General features: G+C 49.9%; 14 protein-coding genes and 4 tRNA genes. 6 read left to right on the top strand and 12 right to left on the bottom strand.

Going from position 1 to position 19,200, the window contains the following annotated elements; translation table 11 throughout:
• The 11 genes from BLQ88_RS37675 to BLQ88_RS08600 all read right to left on the bottom strand — a co-directional run.
• A partial coding sequence (locus BLQ88_RS37675; RefSeq protein ID WP_090148450.1) for an ISAon1 family transposase N-terminal region protein occupies positions 1–250 on the bottom strand: 250 nt, incomplete at its 3' end.
• A 229-nt stretch (positions 251–479) separates the two neighbouring features.
• Positions 480–566, bottom strand: a tRNA-Ser gene (locus BLQ88_RS08555).
• Between the two features lie 54 nt (positions 567–620).
• Positions 621–1,694 carry an asparaginase gene (locus tag BLQ88_RS08560; RefSeq protein ID WP_090148453.1) on the bottom strand — a complete coding sequence of 358 codons (1,074 nt, stop codon included), beginning with the start codon at positions 1,692–1,694 and terminating at the stop codon, positions 621–623.
• A 37-nt stretch (positions 1,695–1,731) separates the two neighbouring features.
• The gene (locus tag BLQ88_RS08565; protein WP_090148454.1) at positions 1,732–2,502 is read right to left on the bottom strand and encodes a TatD family hydrolase; all 771 of its coding nucleotides are present in this window, start codon (positions 2,500–2,502) and stop codon (positions 1,732–1,734) included.
• A 5-nt stretch (positions 2,503–2,507) separates the two neighbouring features.
• Positions 2,508–3,128 carry a polysaccharide deacetylase family protein gene (locus BLQ88_RS08570; RefSeq protein ID WP_090148456.1) on the bottom strand — a complete coding sequence of 207 codons (621 nt, stop codon included), beginning with the start codon at positions 3,126–3,128 and terminating at the stop codon, positions 2,508–2,510.
• Between the two features lie 165 nt (positions 3,129–3,293).
• Positions 3,294–4,802: a glutamate synthase subunit beta gene (locus BLQ88_RS08575; RefSeq protein WP_090148458.1), complete on the bottom strand. Its 1,509-nt coding sequence runs from the start codon at positions 4,800–4,802 to the stop codon at positions 3,294–3,296.
• Between the two features lie 49 nt (positions 4,803–4,851).
• Positions 4,852–9,432, bottom strand: a complete 4,581-nt coding sequence (gene gltB / locus BLQ88_RS08580) for a glutamate synthase large subunit (RefSeq protein ID WP_090148459.1) — start codon at positions 9,430–9,432, stop codon at positions 4,852–4,854.
• A 398-nt stretch (positions 9,433–9,830) separates the two neighbouring features.
• Entirely contained in the window at positions 9,831–10,253 is a 423-nt protein-coding gene (locus tag BLQ88_RS08585; protein ID WP_090148461.1) for an STAS domain-containing protein, read from the bottom strand.
• Between the two features lie 50 nt (positions 10,254–10,303).
• Positions 10,304–11,239, bottom strand: coding sequence for a phosphoribosylaminoimidazolesuccinocarboxamide synthase (locus BLQ88_RS08590; RefSeq protein ID WP_090148463.1), 936 nt, complete (start codon positions 11,237–11,239; stop codon positions 10,304–10,306).
• A 16-nt stretch (positions 11,240–11,255) separates the two neighbouring features.
• Positions 11,256–11,975: a tetratricopeptide repeat protein gene (locus tag BLQ88_RS08595; RefSeq protein ID WP_090148464.1), complete on the bottom strand. Its 720-nt coding sequence runs from the start codon at positions 11,973–11,975 to the stop codon at positions 11,256–11,258.
• 38 nt (positions 11,976–12,013) lie between these two features.
• Positions 12,014–12,976, bottom strand: coding sequence for a vWA domain-containing protein (locus BLQ88_RS08600; RefSeq protein ID WP_090148466.1), 963 nt, complete (start codon positions 12,974–12,976; stop codon positions 12,014–12,016).
• Between the two features lie 133 nt (positions 12,977–13,109).
• Here BLQ88_RS08600 and BLQ88_RS08605 point away from each other — a divergent pair.
• The 4 genes from BLQ88_RS08605 (at position 13,110) to BLQ88_RS08620 (ending at position 14,178) form a co-directional block, all read left to right on the top strand.
• Positions 13,110–13,196: transfer RNA gene (locus BLQ88_RS08605), tRNA-Ser, on the top strand.
• A 57-nt stretch (positions 13,197–13,253) separates the two neighbouring features.
• Positions 13,254–13,327, top strand: a tRNA-Pro gene (locus tag BLQ88_RS08610).
• Positions 13,328–13,416: 89 nt separating this feature from the next.
• Positions 13,417–13,490 (top strand) — tRNA-Arg (locus tag BLQ88_RS08615).
• 205 nt (positions 13,491–13,695) lie between these two features.
• Positions 13,696–14,178, top strand: a complete 483-nt coding sequence (locus BLQ88_RS08620) for a hypothetical protein (protein WP_143016817.1) — start codon at positions 13,696–13,698, stop codon at positions 14,176–14,178.
• Positions 14,179–14,342: 164 nt separating this feature from the next.
• Here BLQ88_RS08620 and BLQ88_RS08625 read toward each other — a convergent pair whose 3' ends face one another.
• On the bottom strand, positions 14,343–15,134 hold the full coding sequence (locus BLQ88_RS08625; RefSeq protein WP_090148954.1) for a helix-turn-helix domain-containing protein: 792 nt from the start codon (positions 15,132–15,134) through the stop codon (positions 14,343–14,345).
• A gap of 63 nt (positions 15,135–15,197) precedes the next feature.
• Here BLQ88_RS08625 and BLQ88_RS08630 point away from each other — a divergent pair, with 63 nt between their 5' ends.
• Entirely contained in the window at positions 15,198–16,697 is a 1,500-nt protein-coding gene (locus tag BLQ88_RS08630; protein ID WP_090148956.1) for an alpha/beta fold hydrolase, read from the top strand.
• Between the two features lie 74 nt (positions 16,698–16,771).
• Positions 16,772–19,183, top strand: coding sequence for an ABC transporter permease (locus BLQ88_RS08635; RefSeq protein WP_090148469.1), 2,412 nt, complete (start codon positions 16,772–16,774; stop codon positions 19,181–19,183).
• The last annotated feature ends 17 nt before the right edge of the window (positions 19,184–19,200 follow it).

Here is a 19,200-nt window from a genome sequence, read left to right on the forward strand (position 1 = left end):
TATTAAGCCATCTGCGGCGTTTGATGTGAAGGAAGACCTTATGGCCCCGAATTGGAAAATCCTGAACAGTAATCATCGGAAAGAACCCTTTGGAGAGCAAATTCTTCCTCTCCGGGTCATTCTCATCCGCATTCTTCTCATCTATATGCACGTGAAATACTCCATCCTGACGGTCGATGGATGTCAATTCAAAATTTTCAAGGATAAACTCTGGTAATAGAAACTGGATAATAGGCAAGAAACTCTCCAAAACGAACTAGGTTGATTAAAAACACAAACCTAGAAAATCCTATGCGCTCCACAAGTTTTTGATTTGATCCGTGATCCCTGAAAAGTAGAGCGTCCTGGCTTCTGAAGTTTTCGATCCCGAGGCCTTGCGCTGGACATATTCTTTGAACTTTTTGATTGCACTTTGATAGGTGACGCTAAATGTCCCGAAAACGAAAAACGCCCCTGCTGTTACCAGCAGAGGCATTTTGCAGAGAGGAAGAGATTCGAACTCTCGATGCAGTTACCCACATACTACCTTTCCAGGGTAGCCCCTTCAACCACTCGGGCACCTCTCTATCGGGCTGCAAATATAGTGAACAGATTGTTGTTTCCAAATGCAGGGGTGAAAATCAAATGCTCATTTCTCCGCGCAGCGGTTTGCCGAGCATGTCGATGCAGGCGCCGCCGCGGGTTTCGCAGGCGAAAACGTACATCATTTTGGTGATGGCGGCTTCGGCGGTGATGTCGGAGCCGCTGATGACGCCGATCTGTTGGAGGAATTTGCTCGTCTGGTATTGGCCCTGGGATACGCGGCCGCCGTCGCATTGGGAGACGTTGAATATGACGATATCGCGCTCGATGGCGTTGCTGATCGCATTCAGGAACCAGGGTTCGGTGGTGGCGTTGCCCGCGCCGTAGGTTTCGAGGACAATGCCTCTTAACCCTTCAATGTTCAGTATCGACTCCACGACTTGCTGGCTGATGCCCGGGAACATTTTCAGGAACGCCACATTGCTATCGAAGTTTTTATGGACTTTCAGTTTCAAACCGGGTTGGTAGGGTTTGATGTACGGAAAGTTGTATTCGATGCGCACGCCTGCATTCGCGAGCGCGGGGTAGTTTTCGGAATGAAATGCATTGAAATCCGAGCTTTCCTGTTTTTTGGAACGGTTACCGCGGAGGAGGTTGGAATTGAAATAAATACAAACCTCGGTGATGATTGAATGTCCTTCCGCATTCTTGGCGGCGGCGAGTTCCAATGCGGTAATGACGTTCTCTCGCGCGTCCGACCGCGCGACGCCTATGGGCAGCTGTGCGCCTGTAAGGATGACGGGTTTGTTCAGGTTTTCGAGCAGGTAACTCAATGCCGAGGCAGTGTAGGCCATCGTATCGGTGCCGTGCAGGATCACAAAGCTGTCGAACTGTTCGTAATGCTCCTCGATAATGGTCGCCAGCTCGATCCAGATCGACGGGTGCATGTTCGAGGAATCGATCGGTTCGGGGAGCGAGAGGAAGGTAATGTCGAAATCCAGGCGGCTGATCTCGGGTACCCTTTCGATGATCTGTTGAAAATCGAACGGCACGAGCTGCTTACCCTTCGTTTCGTACACCATTCCCAGCGTGCCGCCGGTGTAGATCACGAGCACGGAACCAGTGGTGGGTTCCGGGGAAATGGGGTTGATGTGTATTTTCGTATAACTCATTTTGATGGTCTGTTGAGGAAGCGCATTTTGGCATGACTTATTTTGTTACCTTATCGAGCATGCTTTTGGCATTCGCGGTGGTGGCGGCGATCACGTCGGCTTTGGTCATTTCTTTGAGATCGGCCACGCGCTGGGCAACGATATCGATGTAGGCGACTTCGTTGCGTTTGCCGCGGTAGGGGACGGGCGCGAGGTAAGGCGCGTCGGTTTCCAATACCAAATGCTGTATGTCGACGTGCGGGATTACTTTGTCCAAACCTCCATTCTTGAATGTAGCCACACCGCCGATGCCGAGCTTGAAACCCAGTTCGATGGCTTTTTCCGCTTCTTCCAACGTGCCGGTAAAGCAATGGAAAATGCCGGTCAATGCGGGATCGGCGAAGTCTTCAATCAATTTTACAGTTTCCCAAAATGCGCTCCGGCTGTGAATGTCGATCCAGAGGTTATGCTTGCGGGCGAGGCCGCATTGGTATAGAAATGCTTTTTCCTGCTGCTCTTTAAATGTCACATCCCAGAAAAGGTCCATACCGATCTCTCCGACGGCGATAAACTCGTATTTACCGAGCCATTCTTCCATGATCTGCAATTCCTTTTCAAAATTCTCCTTCACATAAGTCGGGTGCAGGCCGATCATCGGGAGGCATTTGCCGGGGTATTTTTCGGCGAGTTCGAGCATGCCGCCGATGGTCTCGTGGTCGCAGTTGGGCATCCATATTTGCTCGATACCGGCATTCCAGGCGCGGTCGAGCATGGCGGTGCGGTCTTCGGCGTAATCGTCGCTGTATATGTGGGCGTGGGTTTCAATCATAATAATTACATTTCCATTGCTTCAAACCGGAACCCCTTTTCGCTGAAATGTTCCAGGTAACGTGGGAGGGTATGAAGCATGTTTCTGGCGGCCTTGATGCTGTCGTGAAAAAGTACGATGGAGCCGGGCCGGGTGTGTTGAAGGGATTTTTTTAAACAAATTTCGGGGTTGATCTGCGGGGAAAAGTCGCCGCTCAGGACGTCCCACATGATGATCTGCTTGTCCTGCAAAACGATTCTCGACTGGCTCTTCTTAATGCGTCCGTAAGGCGGGCGGAAGAGCTTGGTTTCGAGATTCAATTGCTCCGTGCATTGCTGAATGTTTTCCAGGTAAACGGCGTCCTCGGTTTTCCAGCCATTCATATGGTTGTAGGTGTGGTTACCAATGGAATGCCCGCCGTTCCGCACCATGGCATAAATTTCCGGATGTTTAAACACATTGGCCCCAATGCTGAAAAACGTCGCTTTTGCATTGTATTTAGCCAGAAGTTCCAGCACTTGCTCGGTAATGTCGGGAATAGGCCCGTCGTCGAAAGTGAGAAAGATGGTTTTTTCCTTCGTAGGAATGCGCCAGGTAAACCCGGGGAAAAATGCTTTGAGCCAGAATGGAGTGTGATGCAGGAACATGCCGTGAACGGACAAAATGTTTCATATATAAACATCAAAGAAAATAAAAAAAGCCGCTTGATCAGACAGCTCTGTGATTTTATAGATGTTTATATATGCATCATTCAACAAAAAAGCTGCCCGTTAGAGCAGCTTTTTTGCAACAATATTTAGGTGCCGTCCCCCTTATGCGTGTGCAAACACGGGATTCAGCATCGATACAGCCTTGGCTTCGAGGAATGACTCGCCCATCAGGTATTCGTCCACCGAACGTGCCGCTTCACGGCCTTCCGAGATCGCCCATACTACCAGCGATTGTCCGCGGCGGCAGTCACCTGCTGCGAAGATCTTCTCGTTGGAAACCGACTGGTACCCGCTGGTTTTGATGTTGCCGCGTTCGTCGAATTCCAGGTCGAGGTCGCTCAACAGGCCTTCTTGCTGCGGGTGCAGGAAGCCGGCTGCCAAAAACGCCAGGTCGCAAGGAATCGTGCGTTCGCTGCCTTCTACCTCTTTCATCTGCATACGGCCCGTTTCAGGGTCTTTCTGCCAGTCGAGGTCTACGATTTTCAATGCAGTCAGGTTGCCGTTTTCGTCGCCTACGAATTCTTTGGTGTTGATAGACCAATGTCTGTCGCAACCTTCCTCGTGAGAAGTCGACGTGCGGAGCATCATCGGCCAGTTCGGCCAAGGCGTGCTTGCATCGCGGTCTTTCGGAGGAATAGGCATGAGTTCGATCTGCGTAACGGATTTTGCACCGTGACGGCCCGAGGTACCTACGCAGTCGGAACCCGTATCACCACCACCGATTACCACCACGTGCTTGTCGGTAGCGAGGATTTCGCCATTGGTGTAAGTCGCGCCGCGGTGATCCACCACGCGGTCGATACCGGCTACACGCTTGTTTTGCTGGCTCAGGAACTCCATCGCGAAGTGTACGCCTTTGAACTGACGGCCCTGGATTTTTACGTCACGGGGAACAGTCGATCCAACGGTCAAAAGCACCGCGTCGAATTCGTTCTGCAACTCTTCCGCTTTGATATCCACACCCACATTCACGCCGGTACGGAATTCAACGCCTTCGGCCTCCATCACCGCCATACGACGGTCGATAATGCCTTTGTCGAGTTTGAAATCAGGGATACCGTAACGTACCAGACCACCGATTTTATCCGCTCTTTCGAGCAATACCACCGAGTGACCGGCCTGGTTGAGCTGATAAGCGGCAGCCATACCCGCAGGTCCCGAACCTACCACAGCCACTTTTTTGCCGGTGCGGGTTTTCGGAATGCGTGGTTTGACCAAACCTAATTCGAATGCTTTTTCGATGATCGATTTTTCGATGTACTCGATCGCTACCGGCGGCTTGTTGATACCCAGTACGCAGGATGCTTCGCAAGGAGCGGGGCAAATGCGGCCTGTGAATTCAGGGAAGTTGTTGGTAGACGCTAATATTTCATAGGCCAGTCCCCAGTTTTCATCATACACCGCGTCGTTGAACTCGGGGATGATGTTGCCCAGCGGACAACCATTATGGCAAAAAGGAATTCCGCAGTCCATACAACGGGCTGCCTGCTGTTTGGAATTAGAGTCGGTCGGTGCGGTTTCGATCTCACGATAGTCTTTCAGACGCTCGTCAATACTTCTCTTTTTCGGCAACTCCCTTTCAAACTCTAAAAATCCGGTTGGTTTTCCCATTCTTATTACTGATTTAAAAAATTCTGATAGTTGATCTTGAAACTGAAAATTACTGGTGTACCACGTCTACGACGATGTCTTTGTACACCACGTTCTTATCCGCAATCTGCTGTGCGAGCGTGATACCGCGTCCTTCCAGCGCTTTGCGGAAGTCGGACGGCATTACTTTCACAAATTGCTTCACAGATTCTTCCCAGTTCTGGATCAGTTGGAAAGCGATGTTACTGGTTGTGTACTGGAAGTGTTTGTCCAGGTATTCGCGAAGAATGCCTTTGTCTTCCTCGTTCAACGCTTCCAGCGTAACCATTTCTTTATTCACTTTCTCTTCGAAATTGCCTGCTTTGTCGAGCACGTAAGCCACACCACCTGACATACCCGCCGCGAAGTTGCGGCCTGTTTCGCCGAGGATGATCGCCAGACCGCCCGTCATGTATTCCAGACCGTGGTCGCCGACACCTTCCACCACCACTTTCGCGCCCGAGTTACGTACGCAGAAGCGCTCGCCCGCCGTTCCGCGGATGTAGGCGTCACCCGAAGTAGCTCCGTAGAATGCCACGTTACCGATGATGATGTTCTCTTCCGGCTTAAACTTCGCGTCGCGGTCGGGGTAAACGATCAGTTCGGCGCCGCAGAGGCCTTTTCCGAAGTAGTCGTTCGCGTCACCTTCCAGTTCGAGGCGCACACCCAATGTGTTGAATGCACCGAAGCTCTGGCCCGCCGTACCGCGGAATTTGAAGTGTACATTGCCGTTTGGCAAGCCCACACCGCCGTATTTTTTCGAGATTTCGTTCGAAAGCATTGTTCCCACCGACCGGTTAAGGTTATTGATCGGGAATTCCGCGTAAATCTCTTCCTTACTGTCGAGCGACGGCTTGGCCGAACGGATCAGGTCGAGGTCGAGAATGGCATCTATACCGTGATCCTGCTCTTCCTGCTTGAATTGTGCTACCGAAAGGTCGCCTTCTTTGTACAGGATCGCGTCGAAGTTCAGGTTTTTGTATTTCCAATGTTTGATATCATTGCGCAGTTCGAGGTACTGAGCCTGACCAACCATTTCATTCACTGTTCTGAAACCAAGCTGCGCCATGATCTCGCGCAGCTCTTCCGCCATGTAGGTAAACATGTTCACCACGTGCTCAGGCTTGCCCGAGAACAATGCGCGGAGTTCTTTGCGCTGCGTAGCCACACCCACAGGGCAGGTGTTCAGGTGGCATTTACGCATCATGATACAGCCTGCGGCAACCAATGCGGCGGTTGCTACACCCCATTCTTCGGCACCGAGCAATGCGGCAATCGCGAGGTCGCGGCCGGTACGGAGCTGTCCGTCGGCCTGAACGGTTACCCGTCCGCGCAATTTGTTTCTTACCAAAGTCTGGTGCGTTTCCGCCAAACCGAGCTCCCAAGGCAGACCCGCGTGGCGGATCGAGCTCAATGGAGAGGCACCGGTACCACCGTCGTAACCCGAGATCAGGATGTGATCGGCGTGTGCTTTCGCTACACCGGATGCTACTGTTCCTACACCGGCTTCGGATACCAGCTTCACGCTGATACGTGCGGCACGGTTCGCATTTTTAAGGTCGAAAATCAGCTGCGCCAAGTCCTCGATCGAGTAAATGTCATGGTGAGGAGGAGGAGAGATCAAGCCCACACCCGGCGTCGAGTGACGGGTACGGCCGATCCAGTCGTCCACCTTGAAGCCAGGAAGCTGACCACCTTCGCCCGGTTTTGCGCCTTGGGCAGTTTTGATTTGCAGCTCGCCCGCATTGCTCAGATAATGGCTTGTCACACCGAAACGCCCCGAAGCAACCTGTTTGATCTGCGAGTTCATGCTGTCGCCGTTTGCCAGCGGGTTGTAGCGCAGTTCGTCTTCACCACCTTCACCGGAGTTGGATTTACCGCCAATGCGGTTCATCGCAATCGCCAGCGTCGTGTGCGCTTCCCACGAAATCGATCCGAAGGACATCGCACCGGTAGCGAAGCGTTTGAAGATATTTTCAACAGGCTCTACTTCGCTCAAAGGAATGGCATTGCCTTTTTTGAATCTTAACAAACCACGCAATGTCAGCGCCTTGTGGCTCTGGTCGTCGATCAGTTTAGAGTATTTCTTAAACTGCTCGTAGCTCGCATTACGGGTAGATTGTTGCAGCAAATGCACCGACTGCGGGTTGAAGATGTGTGCTTCACCACGTTGTTTCCACTGGTAAACACCACCTACTTCAAGTCTTGGCTTTTGCTCCGCGCTTTCGTGGTAAGCCACTTTGTGACGCACCAGGATTTCGCGTGCAATCTCAGGAATGCCCATACCGCTGATCCGCGAGATGGTTCCTGTGAAATATTTGTCGATTACGTCCTTGTTCAAGCCCACGCATTCGAAGATTTGCGCACCCTGGTACGATTGCAGGGTAGAGATTCCCATTTTCGAGAATATCTTCAGAAGCTCCTTGTTAACGGCCTTGATGTAGTTGTAATGCAGTTTTTCGTCGGTAAACTCGCCTTCGATCATGCTCTTGCGGTTCATGTACGAAAGCGTTTCGAACGCCATGTAAGGGCAAACACCCGCAGCGCCGTAGCCGATCAATGTCGCTACGTGGTGGGTTTCCCAAACGTCTCCCGCTTCCACGAGCAAGCCTACGCGGCCACGTAATCCTTCGCGGATGAGGTGGTGGTGGATGGTTGCTGTCGCGAGCAGTGAAGGGATCGGCGCGTGGTCGGAGTCGATGGCGCGGTCGGAGAGGATAAGGATCTCAAATCCGTCTTCGATAGCGTCTACCGCGTAACGGCAGATTCTTTCCAATGCTCTTTCCAGCGCTTTTCCGCCTTCGTCGGCGCGGAAGTAGGTATTGATGGTTTTGGCCTGGAAGCCGTCTTTATCTACGAAACGCAGCTTGTCGAATTCCTGCACCGAAAGGATCGGGTGCGGCAATGCGATCTGGCGGCAATGCTTCGGTGATTCTGTGAGAATGTTCTCGGTGCTGCCTACGAAAGAGATCAGAGACATGATCGCACGCTCGCGGATCGAGTCGATCGGCGGGTTGGTAACCTGTGCGAAAAGCTGTTTGAAATACGTAGACAAATGCTGGCTCTGCTCCGAAAGAACGGCCAGCGGAGAGTCGGTACCCATGGAACCGATCGCTTCCATGCCCGTCTGAGCCATTGGGCCGAGGATCATGCGCAAATCTTCCGAAGTATAACCGAATGCTACCTGACGTTTCAGCAATGCATTCTCGTCGTAAGCACGGTAGGTGCGGATCGGGTGATCCAATGCGTCCACGTGCAGCTTGTTCTCGTCCAGCCATTGCTGGTAAGGCTGCGCGGTGCAGATTTGTTTTTTGATTTCTTCGTCAGGAACAATGCGGCCCTGCTCCATATCCACCACGAACATACGTCCCGGTTGCAGGCGGCCTTTGGTCACAACGCGTGCCTGATCTACTTCGAGTACACCCGCTTCCGAGCCCATGATGATGGTGTCGTCGTCGAGTACCCAGTAGCGCGACGGGCGCAGGCCGTTACGGTCGAGCGTGGCGCCTACCATTTTACCGTCGGTGAATGAGATCGATGCAGGACCGTCCCAAGGCTCCATAATGGCCGCGTGGTATTCGTAGAATGCTTTGCGTTCGGCGTCCATCTGGTCGTTACCGTCCCATGCTTCGGGGATCAGCATCATCATCACGTGCGGCAATGAGCGGCCCGAAAGGTGCAGCAATTCGATCGCATTGTCGAGGTTGGCAGAGTCGGACTGGTTCCTGTCGCAGATCGGCAGAAGCATATCCATTTCCTCTTTCGAGAAGAATTTCGACTCAAACGATTTTTCTCCGGCGCGGATCCAGTTCACGTTACCTTTCACGGTGTTGATCTCCCCATTGTGCGCAATGTAGCGGAATGGCTGGGCCAGCTCCCATGATGGGAAAGTGTTGGTCGAGAAACGCGAGTGTACTACTGCCAATGCAGATACTACCGACTCGTTTTCCAGATCCGGGAAGTAATATTTCAATTGGGCAGTGGTGAGCTGTCCTTTATATGAGATCGTGCGGCATGAGAGCGACGAGAAATAGAAGTTTTTCGCGCCTTTTACCGTGTCTTTAATCAATCTTGCAGCAACCTGGCGGAGGATGAACAACTTGCGTTCAAACGCCATATCGTCCGTAATGTCGTCCGGACGTTTAATGAAAACCTGTTCTACACTTGGCTCGACAGAAAGCGAACCTTCGCCCAGGGTGTTGTTTAATGTAGGTACCTCGCGGTAGCCGAGCAATTGCAGGCCCAGCTTCTTGATCTTTCGGTTCAGGATATCCCTGCTTTCTTCCCTGGCAAGGTCGTTGCCCGGGAAAAAGATCATCCCCACACCATACTCACCTGCCGGCGGCAAGTGGAAGCCCAACTTGGTAGATTCTTCTACGAAGAACTCGTGAGGGATCTGAATTAAAATACCAGCACCGTCACCGGTGTTAGGGTCAAAACCAGTTGCACCCCTATGCTCCATCCTTTCGAGCATATGAATGGCATCAGCCACGATCTGGTGCGACTTACGACCCTTGATGTTAGCCCGGAAACCGATTCCACATGCATCATGCTCAAATTCCGGGCGGTACAGTCCCTGATTTTCTACCATTTGTTCAGACATTTGCGACATTTATCGAATTGTAGGTAATTAACAAATTCGTAATTAGAATCTGTTTAAATAAGCACTTTAAAAGGAAAGCGAAAACGCCAGTGTGTGATGTTTTGGGTAAAGCCACGCAATATACCCATAAAAAATATTTGGCTTATTATGGGAATGGCAAAATTTTCTATCACTAATATGCATTTGGCCGATTAATTACAATTATTATCGAAATATTGATAAAGATGTAACGAACCTCCGTATTGGTTACCATTTTGGAAAGCTGCAATCGCCATTTTCGGTGACTTGGAGGATTACAAAAAGCGTATGAGTAAAATATAAAAAGTGTTAGAATGACATAAGAAAAACGTCCCGCCGGGCTCGGCGGGACGTTTCCATAAATAGCTGAAAATTATACTATTCAAATATTAAGGCTCTTTCGACTCGCTCACGCCTTCGTAATCTTCGTCGTCATAATCATCATCGCCCGCACCGAACTCGTTTTCAAGACTATGCATAAAAACCGCGTCGATCGCCTCTTCTTTGGTAGGTAAAATGGTGAGATCGGGAATGCGCAGATCTTCCAGCACATCTATAAAATCGTCGTCGCGCGTGACGATCGCGAGCATGCCGAGGTCGTTGGCACACAGATAATTTACTTTCTTTAGTATGGTGATACCCGTCGCGTCCAGCGATTTTACAGTCTGCATATTCACGATCAGGCTGTGGTAACCTTCGCGAAACAGGCCGCGTGCCGTTTCTTCGAAAGCCGCGGGTACATCACCGGCGAATGCGGGTGCATCCGTTTCGATATAGACGTATTGTTCTTTCTTTTCCAGTTTAAAATCCATTTCGGTTGTCGTTTTGTGCAACAATATTTTGTTAAGCGAGTAGTCGGTAGTCAGGCCATTGCACGTAAAATGGCCTTCTCGATTCTTTCCAGCGGGTGATCCAGGTTGTTTTTCTGGAACTTCATGCCCGTCACTTTTTCGAACAGCTCGATGTAACGCTCCGAGATCGACGTCACTTTTTCATCCGTCATTTCAGGCACGGTCTGGCCGTCTTTGCCCTGGAAGCCGTTCTCGATGAGCCATTCTCTTACAAATTCCTTGCTAAGCTGCTTTTGGGCCACCCCACCGCGCTGATTTTCCTCATAAGTATCTTTATAGAAGTACCTTGATGAATCGGGTGTGTGGATTTCGTCGATCAAATAAATCGTGCCATCCAGTTGTCCGAACTCATATTTGGTATCCACCAATATCAATCCCTGATCGGCGGCCATTTCGGTGCCTTTTGCGAATAATGCGAGCGTGTAGCGCTCCAGGTGCTCGTACTCGTCCTCGCTCACGAGCCCCTGCGCGAGGATTTGCTCTCTTGAAATGTCCTCGTCGTGCCCTTCGTGCGCCTTAGTCGTAGGGGTGATGATAGGCTGGGGGAGCTTATCGTTTTCGTTCAAGCCCTCGGGCAATGCCACACCGCATACTTCGCGTTTTCCGGATTTGTACTCGCGCCACGCATGGCCCGCAAGGTAACCGCGTACCACCATTTCCACCGGGTAAGCCTGGCATTTGATACCGATGCTCACATTTGCGTCGGGCACTTCTTCGAGCCAGTTGGGCACGATATCGGAAGTGGCATTCAGGAAGTGGGCGGCGATCTGGTTCAAAACCTGGCCTTTGTAGGGGATAGCGCGTGGCAGGATCACGTCGAATGCCGAAATACGGTCGGTGGCGATCATGACCAGACGTTTTTCAAACGAGTAAACGTCACGGACTTTCCCTTTGTAAAAGCCTGTCTGGCCGGGGAACTGGAAGTTGGTTGCTGGTATGCTGTTCATTAGATTATTGGTAAAATTACCATTCGATTTCGCTCTTTTGACCGGGCTTTTGATTGTATTGCTTGCGCCGGAGCTGGTAAATATATTGGGATTCGTTCGATTTCATGGCATCCAGAATGGCGCGGGCCTGTTCTTCGGTCATGTTCATCGCTTTCAGGCTTTTGAGCAATTCCTCCTTTTTAACATCCTCGCTCACTTCCCGTATTTCCTGCGGCGGCGCAGGGGGCGGTGCCGGCTGCACCTGGTTAGGCTGCTGCTGGTTCGATCTCCGCTTCCGTGTTGTGACATCCGATGGTTGGTCTATGCCGGAGAAGCTCTTTTTCAGGATAATATAATTGGTACGGGCCAATGCATTTCCCGGTTCGATGCGCAATGCGGTCCGCAGGCTGGTCAATGCGCTGGCTGTGTCCTTTTTACTTACGAGGATCAATGCGATCTGTGCATTGGCTATGGAAGCAATGCTGTTGTTATCGATGTCGCTAAGGAGTCGGTAATGTTTCAAAGCCTGTTTGTAGTCGCCCGCTTTATACAAAGAATGGGCCAAGTTTAGTCTTGCAGCCGGATCTGAAAATAGCGATCCGTAGGTAATTTGCCGGTACAGCTCGGCCGATCTGGTAAATTCCTTTTTCTGAAAAGCCTGCTCGGCATCCAGCTTTCGCTGGTTCGCCTTGGTAATGGAATCGAACGTACGGTTATCCCAAAGCCAGAGCAGGACATAAAGGATCAGAGACGTCATAGCGGTTCACATTTGCGTGCAAAAATAGGGAATTGCGCTTACAGTCGAAACGTTCCGATGGTAATTAGTACATCGAGCAATATGAGCACCAGTGCCGCGCCGAGGAAATAATAGTATTTGTTCGAAACGACCGTGATCGTCCGCGAATCCACCAATGCGCCTTCCGCCTGGTTGATATCGCTGACCAGCTTCTGGATATCGTTTTTGGAATTGTTCAACTCATAATAGCTCCCGCGCGACGAGTTGGCAATGCTGCGCAGGAAATTCTCGTCCAGTTTGCTGATCACCAGCTTGTCGTTTTTATCCATCAACGGCTTCCCGTTCTGCTGGATGCTGATGCCCACTTTGGTACCCACGGCCACCGAATACACCCCGATGCCGAACCGCCGGAGGTTATTGAACAATGCATTGCTGCAACTGCTGCTGTTTTCGCCGTCTGTGAAAAGCACCATCATCTTGGCCCGACTTGTCGGGTCGGCGGAGTTCATGAGCTTGTTGTAGGCCATTTCAATCGCGCCGCACACGTTGGTGCCATTCGTGGGCAGCAAATCCGTTTGCAGCGACTGGATGAACAGTTCTAGCGCGGCCGCGTCATACGTGAGCGGCACGTGTATGTACGCGTTGTTCGAGAAAATGATGATCCCGATCCGGTTGGCCCGTTCGTTCTCGATGAAGCGGTTAAGTTCGAACTTTACTTTTTCCAGCCGCGAGGGCGTCACATCCGCCGCGTCCATCGACTTCGAAAGATCGACGACCATGAATATGTCCTTACCCTTCGCCTGAATGTCGCGTTCTGCCTCGCCGAACGACGGCCCGAGGAGGCTGATGATCAAAAGTGAGAAGGTAATGCTGCGTAAAAATAGCTTGATGATAAGCGTCCGGGCGGTCGTTTGGAGCTGCCTTGCGATCCGAACAGTGCGGATAATGTAGGCTGTGTAAGCGAAAATGAAAAAAAATATAAAAAAATATTCAGTGCTCTCAAAGGGGTAATTCCAGTTCATAATGAACGCATTGTGTAATTTAAACTTGGGCAAAAATAGGCATTTCAAGCTTCTGGTGAAGTTTTTTTTCTTTGAATGTTTGCTTTTCTGAAAAAAGACCAGCTATATTTGCACTCCCGAACGACGGAAGAACGGAGGGATGGGTGAGTGGCTGAAACCAGTAGTTTGCTAAACTGCCGTACTCGCAAGGGTACCGCGGGTTCGAATCCCGCTTCCTCCACAGCGGTTTCCGAACGTTCACCAAAGGGGTCTTTCTTAAAGTAGAAAGAAAATAATTCGGGGAGTGGCGCAGCCCGGTAGCGCATCTGGTTTGGGACCAGAGGGTCGCAGGTTCGAATCCTGTCTCCCCGACAAAAAGATAAGGCAGTAAGCCGTAGCAGTTTAAACTGTGAATCGCTGACTGCCTATTTTTTTAGAATAAAATTAATATTTGGATTATCGGTCCCGTAGCTCAGCTGGATAGAGCAACTGCCTTCTAAGCAGTAGGTCTTGTGTTCGAATCACAACGGGATCACTTCAAAATCAAGCACTTAGATTAACTTCTAAGTGCTTTTTTGTGCCATATGGGACTTTTTAACAGTCCTTCAATCCGTTTAATTACCAATATAATGTGCATTCCTTTTAAGAGAATCGTTAATCATTCCCTTCTCTTACTTTTTATTGCAACTACCTGCTCTCTGGTGATCAGTTGCACTTCGGTCAGGCAAACGCCAAAAATATTGGATGAGGATGTCCCGAATGTACACCTGGCCTATCAGGTCCAGCAAATCGAGATCGTCGACAAAAGAAGAAATGTTTCAGCGGGTGAAATGAAAATTCCGAAGTTTTCGACTCCGAAAAGCTATACCAGGCATTCGCCAGCCGTTACAGTCGAGCATCGGCAAGAAATAGAGGATTTTTTCAATCATAATATCAAGGGTTCTGGCCCGTCCGTACAGGCGATCGTCGTTTTGGTGGATGCCTACAAGGAGTTTTCCGCCACGGCGATGACTGAAAGAGAAAGGTCGCATGTCAGGATGGAGATTACTTTGTATGATTCGACGACGGATAAACCGCTCGTTTTCTGCGAATCCACGGCTGATTTTGGTGTAGAATCGCTCGATGCGGATCAGAAAAAAACGGAAAAAATCTATCGATACGTTCTCCGGCAGGCGATTTACAAATGCTTCAAATCCATTGCGATGAACGATGACGAGGAGTAAAACGGAGTCCGTCCCCAAACCTTTTGCTCGTTGCCAACAGCCCAGATATGAAGGCGTTGATTGGCCGTTTTACCGCTGATCAGTTCACCAATAAAATCGGCCATACCTTCTTTAATTGGGTGTGATAACAACGTGGTATCACTATTCATTTGATTGCTGAGCCATCAGGAATGTTTATAAAGCGATTCAGTCAGATAGCTCCCGGTAAATTTTAGAACTTCCCTGTAAAAATGGCTGCTGTCGTAGTACCCGAATTCACATGGGTCAAAACCCTCGGCGGTCATATAGGCGGTCAGTGCAGTCCTGGCCCGGAGTATTGAAAAATAGCCTTTTGGATTAATCCCGATGACGCGGTGAAAATAGCGGTTGATACTTTTGGATGTCGTAAAATGTTTTTCTGCGAGCTGGCTTACGTTGAATTGTAAACGCGTTTCCTGATAAGTTTCGGTTAAGTCCTGGACAAACGTCAGATAATGATCGGTTTTCCTTTCCTGATACCTGTTTTGTAAATATTCCTCAGCAATTTTCTGGCGAACAGCAAAAGTTGGACCGTTCCTGATCTGCCCGATGATATGCGTCGGGAGAATGTGATGGAGCGGTATTATTTTCCCTTTGAGTTGGACCTGGGATATTGCCAGGATCGCTTCCAATCCGCCCGGCTTAAATTTGATGGTGAAAATCCGGTCGCCGGGCAGGTTGAGGCGGGTGGTGTGAACGTCCCGCAGGACTAAGATATCCGCATCAGCATGGACATTCCAGATGGAAGTGTTCAGGGAAATTTGGTAGGGATTGCCCAGGTTAATGTATATGGTAGGCGTCCAGCTGGGAAACATTTCAACCGTAAACCCGCTGTCGTTGACAATGGATTCGGAGAAAAAATCGATATGTTTCGCCAGTTCGCCGCATGGCTGGGCGAACGTATAGTGATTGCGTATCGGGTCGAATATTTCTTTCAATTGTCCGTTTTTTACCTTGACGAAGATACTGGCCCTCACCTACATTTGGAAGAAAAAGCACTTATGCATCACCTAATTACCTGTTTTTTCATTGTTATCATTTGCAGCAACCCCATTTGTGCGCAGTTTGCAAAAATCGAGGAGTCCGGCTGTGATTTCCGGATCGATCCCGAGGTGTTGAAACTAGTCCCGGACAATGCGAAGCAATCCTACATTTCCGGTCCGAACCTGCCCGACAGCAGCTTTAAAAAGCAATGCGGCTACCTGGTCGTTCCAGAGAATCGGGGCAAGAAAAATTCCCGGCTGATTAAACTGCCGTTCATAGTCGTCAGGAGCAAAAATCCGGACAAACACAGCGACCCGGTGCTTTTTACCGCCGGCGGGCCGGGCGGGAGTTCATTGGGTATGGCGACATGGCTGGCGAAAAGTCCTTTTATTGAAAGCCGGGATTGCATTGTTTTCGAGCAGCGCGGTACCCGCTTCGCATTGCCTTACTTGCGTACATTCGAGCTCGACAAAGCGCTAAAAGAAGCCACCCGCCGCAATCTCGATAAAGATAGTATGGCAATTGTCGGTGTTAAAAAGTATAGGAAGGAGCTCGAAAAGCGGGGGATCGATCTTACCGGCTATAACACCGACGAAACCGTTTCCGATATTCACGATCTGCTGAAAGCACTGAAAATCGACTCGGTAAACCTGTTCGGGGTATCGTACAGCGGCGGCTTGATGACGGCGGTTTTGCAGCGGGACCCGACCCGGATTCGCTCCCTGATCCTCGATTCGCCATTGCCAACTTTCGTGCCTATCGACGAAGATGAGCCCGTCAATTTCATGGAAGCGCTCCATATTTATTTTGAAAGCCTCGCCAGCGATTCGACAGGACAAAAGCTTCACGGCAACCTCAGGAGTCGCTTTCATAATTATTTCAGTGCTATCGCTACCAAAACGTTCGAACTGCCTTACCTCGAAGCCGGCACAAAGGATTCTATCCGCATAAAGTACATGAAGAACGAGCTTCTGACCATCATACTCGACAAGCTCTACGACGATTCAGGGCGAAAGGAGCTACCGCGCATCATTGCAGACCTCGAAAGCGGCAATCACCAGCCCTACATGCGCCGTTACTTTGATGACTTCTTCCGCAGGAACGGAGCGCCGGACGGCATGCGCCTTTCAGTATATTGTGCAGACCAGACTGCCTACCATTCCGAAAAAGTACGCCGGGATTTGGACAAGATTTATCCGTATCTGGCTGGTTTTCACATTAATGACGTTTACCGGGAAATGTGCGATTGCTGGAAGGTCCCGCCCATCAACCCGGCTACGAAGCAGCCATTCTATTCGGATAAGCCCGTCCTGCTCGCGGACGGTGAGCTCGATCCCGCATGTCGGCCCCTGTACATCGATCGCATTGCGCACTACATGCCCAATAGTCAGAGGTTTCTGCTTAAAAACAGGAGTCACGGTGTGATCGGGACTTCCATGAGTGCAATCATAAGGGCATTTCTGGCTGAGCCTTATCGGAGAATAGTGTCGGCAGACAGAAATATCATCAGTTACTGAAACGTGCGATGAAACGGGTACCAAGTAAAAAACACGGTATTTGGGCTTCTTAGCTCAAAATCACCGATTTATCCATGGTATCGCACTACATCAAAATTGCTCTCCGCCATATTCAGCGACACTATATCATTAGCATCGTCAACATTGGTGGGCTGGCGATCGGGCTCACGGCTACGCTGCTTGTAGCTGCTTATGTCGCAAACGAGTATAGCCACGATCGCTTTCATGCCAATGGGGAGCGGATCGTAAAGGTGGAATTCAATCATAATGATGGAGAAAAGTCCTATACCGTGCCGTGGCTTTCATATGAATTCGGCAGGGTAGTCAGGGAGCAATGCCCCGAAGTCCGGCAGTTTGGCAGGATAACGGACCAAAGTTTTCGAAGCAAATTGGTACAAAGCGATGCGCAGCACAAAGATTATGAAGCCGGCTTTGTAGCAGCCGACAATAATTTCCTGCAAATGTTTTCTTTTGAATTGATTAAAGGAGACAAAAAAACGGCCCTGACAAAACCGAATACGGTCCTGCTCACGGAAAGAATGGCCAACAAATATTTTGGAGAGCAGAATCCCGTTGGAAAAACCATTACTTACGACAAAACGCAGTTGTTCGAAGTGGTTGGCGTAATAAAGGACCTTCCTTACAATTCGACGATCAAATTCGATTTTCTGAGCGATCTCATCTCTTTCCGTGCCCGTGAAGTGCGGGATCTGAAAGATTATCTGGGCAAAGAATTGCTGAAAGAACGAATCAAAGAAGTAAATGCCTCCGGATCGTATCATACCTATCTTCTGCTGGCGCCGAATGGTAGCCGCGAGGCAGTGGCCCGGAAAATTCCTTCGTTACTCACTCCTTCTTCCAAAATAACGGATGCGCGTGACAGCTACGACCTTTTTCCGCTTTTCGATTTGTATTTTGAAAGGGAAGATGAATCGGCAAAGCAAAGAGCTATTGTCTTTTCGGTCATCGGGCTGCTCACCCTTTCGCTGGCTTTGTGCAATTATGTCAACCTTACAACCGCCTCATCTTCCAGCCGGGCCGGCGAGGTTTCCGTTAGAAAAGTGGTGGGAGGTCAAAGATTTGCATTGATTTTGCAATTCTACCTCGAATCGGCGATCTATGTCACGTTCGCATTTGGATTGGCCACGGGGTTATTTTTTGCTTTGAAAGATTATTTTTACCGCTCGCTCGAACTGCCGGTCAATGCCTCTTTTCTGAAAAATCCCTGGTTTATTTTTTCATTGGCCGGCTTCTACATTACGAGCATAGTTCTTTCCGGGGGATACCCGGCGTTTCTTCTCTCGCGATTGTCCCCGGGACAAATTTTCAGGGGCAGCTTTGGTACAATGGGCAGCGCCGCGCATGCACGGAAGGTTTTTACAGTTTTCCAATTCACCGTTTCCATCGCACTCATCATTGGTTCCATACTGATTACCAGTCAAATGCAGCTTTTGCAGAAGAAGAATCTGGGCATTAGCCGGGACAGAATTGTAACCGTATTCCTGGATCGTGAAGACGGGCTGTCAAAACATTATCGCGAGATCAGGCAGGATGTGGAAAATCTCTCGGGCGTGGAGTCGGTTACGTCGTCCAGTTTGCTGATGTACTACCCTTACGGCAATGTTGTCGAGTTGGAAAAACTGAATAGTGACAAAAAGATAAATGTGAGTTATTTCCCGGTGGACGATCATTTTGTTGAAACAATGCAGATCCGGTGGGTGGCGGGACCACGGAAGTCGACGAATGGAAAAAAAGGGAGCGGTTTCGTTCTCAATGAAACCGCGGCGAAGGAGCTGGGGGTCAATACCGGCAATTACAGCCAGACAGTGAACCTGGGCGGTGGTGTGAAGCGGGATTTGTTGGGCATTGTCAGGGATTTCCATTTCACTTCGCTTAACGAGAAGATCAAGCCAATGGCATTACAAATGGGAAGCGACACGATTTTTCACGATTATCTGTACATCAGACTGGGAAAAAATGCAGACGCTCCAAAAACCCTGGCTTCCATCGAAAAAGTCTACAACCGGTTCAGGAATAACCGGCCATTCGAATATGCGTTCCTGGATGAGACTTATAACAAAATGTATCGTAATGAGCAGAAAACGGGCCGGATCGTTTTCTGGTTTACCGGTGTAGCCATCGTCATTGCCTGTCTGGGGCTATTTGGACTGACGGTTTTTTCCGCGGAGCAGCGCAAAAAAGAAATCGGTATCCGTAAAGTGCTCGGCGCGACGGTGATGAGCATTGTCGCAATGCTTTCCAAAGACTTTCTGAAACTGATATGCATATCCGTTTTACTGGCGTCACCGCTTGCCTATCTGGCGACGAAACGCTGGCTGGAAGATTTTGCGTACCGCATTTCTATAAGTTGGTGGGTGTTTGTTCTGGCGGGGGCGGCAGGCTTGTGCATTGCCATCGTCACGATCAGCTTCCATGGTTTCAAGGCGGCAAAAGCAAATCCTGTCAAATCGTTGAAAACGAATTGAATATTTCGGTTTGTTTT

Source organism: Dyadobacter soli, assembly GCF_900101885.1.
GTDB classification, from domain to species: Bacteria; Bacteroidota; Bacteroidia; order Cytophagales; family Spirosomataceae; genus Dyadobacter; species Dyadobacter soli.

Coding starts and splice junctions, on each gene's coding strand:
- BLQ88_RS08560 (WP_090148453.1), bottom strand. CDS start 1,694: ATGAGTTATACGAAAATACACATCAACCCCATTTCCCCGGAACCCACC.
- BLQ88_RS08565 (WP_090148454.1), bottom strand. CDS start 2,502: ATGATTGAAACCCACGCCCACATATACAGCGACGATTACGCCGAAGAC.
- BLQ88_RS08570 (WP_090148456.1), bottom strand. CDS start 3,128: ATGTTCCTGCATCACACTCCATTCTGGCTCAAAGCATTTTTCCCCGGG.
- BLQ88_RS08575 (WP_090148458.1), bottom strand. CDS start 4,802: ATGGGAAAACCAACCGGATTTTTAGAGTTTGAAAGGGAGTTGCCGAAA.
- gltB (WP_090148459.1), bottom strand. CDS start 9,432: ATGTCGCAAATGTCTGAACAAATGGTAGAAAATCAGGGACTGTACCGC.
- BLQ88_RS08585 (WP_090148461.1), bottom strand. CDS start 10,253: ATGGATTTTAAACTGGAAAAGAAAGAACAATACGTCTATATCGAAACG.
- BLQ88_RS08590 (WP_090148463.1), bottom strand. CDS start 11,239: ATGAACAGCATACCAGCAACCAACTTCCAGTTCCCCGGCCAGACAGGC.
- BLQ88_RS08595 (WP_090148464.1), bottom strand. CDS start 11,975: ATGACGTCTCTGATCCTTTATGTCCTGCTCTGGCTTTGGGATAACCGT.
- BLQ88_RS08600 (WP_090148466.1), bottom strand. CDS start 12,976: ATGAACTGGAATTACCCCTTTGAGAGCACTGAATATTTTTTTATATTT.
- BLQ88_RS08630 (WP_090148956.1), top strand. CDS start 15,198: ATGCATCACCTAATTACCTGTTTTTTCATTGTTATCATTTGCAGCAAC.
- BLQ88_RS08635 (WP_090148469.1), top strand. CDS start 16,772: ATGGTATCGCACTACATCAAAATTGCTCTCCGCCATATTCAGCGACAC.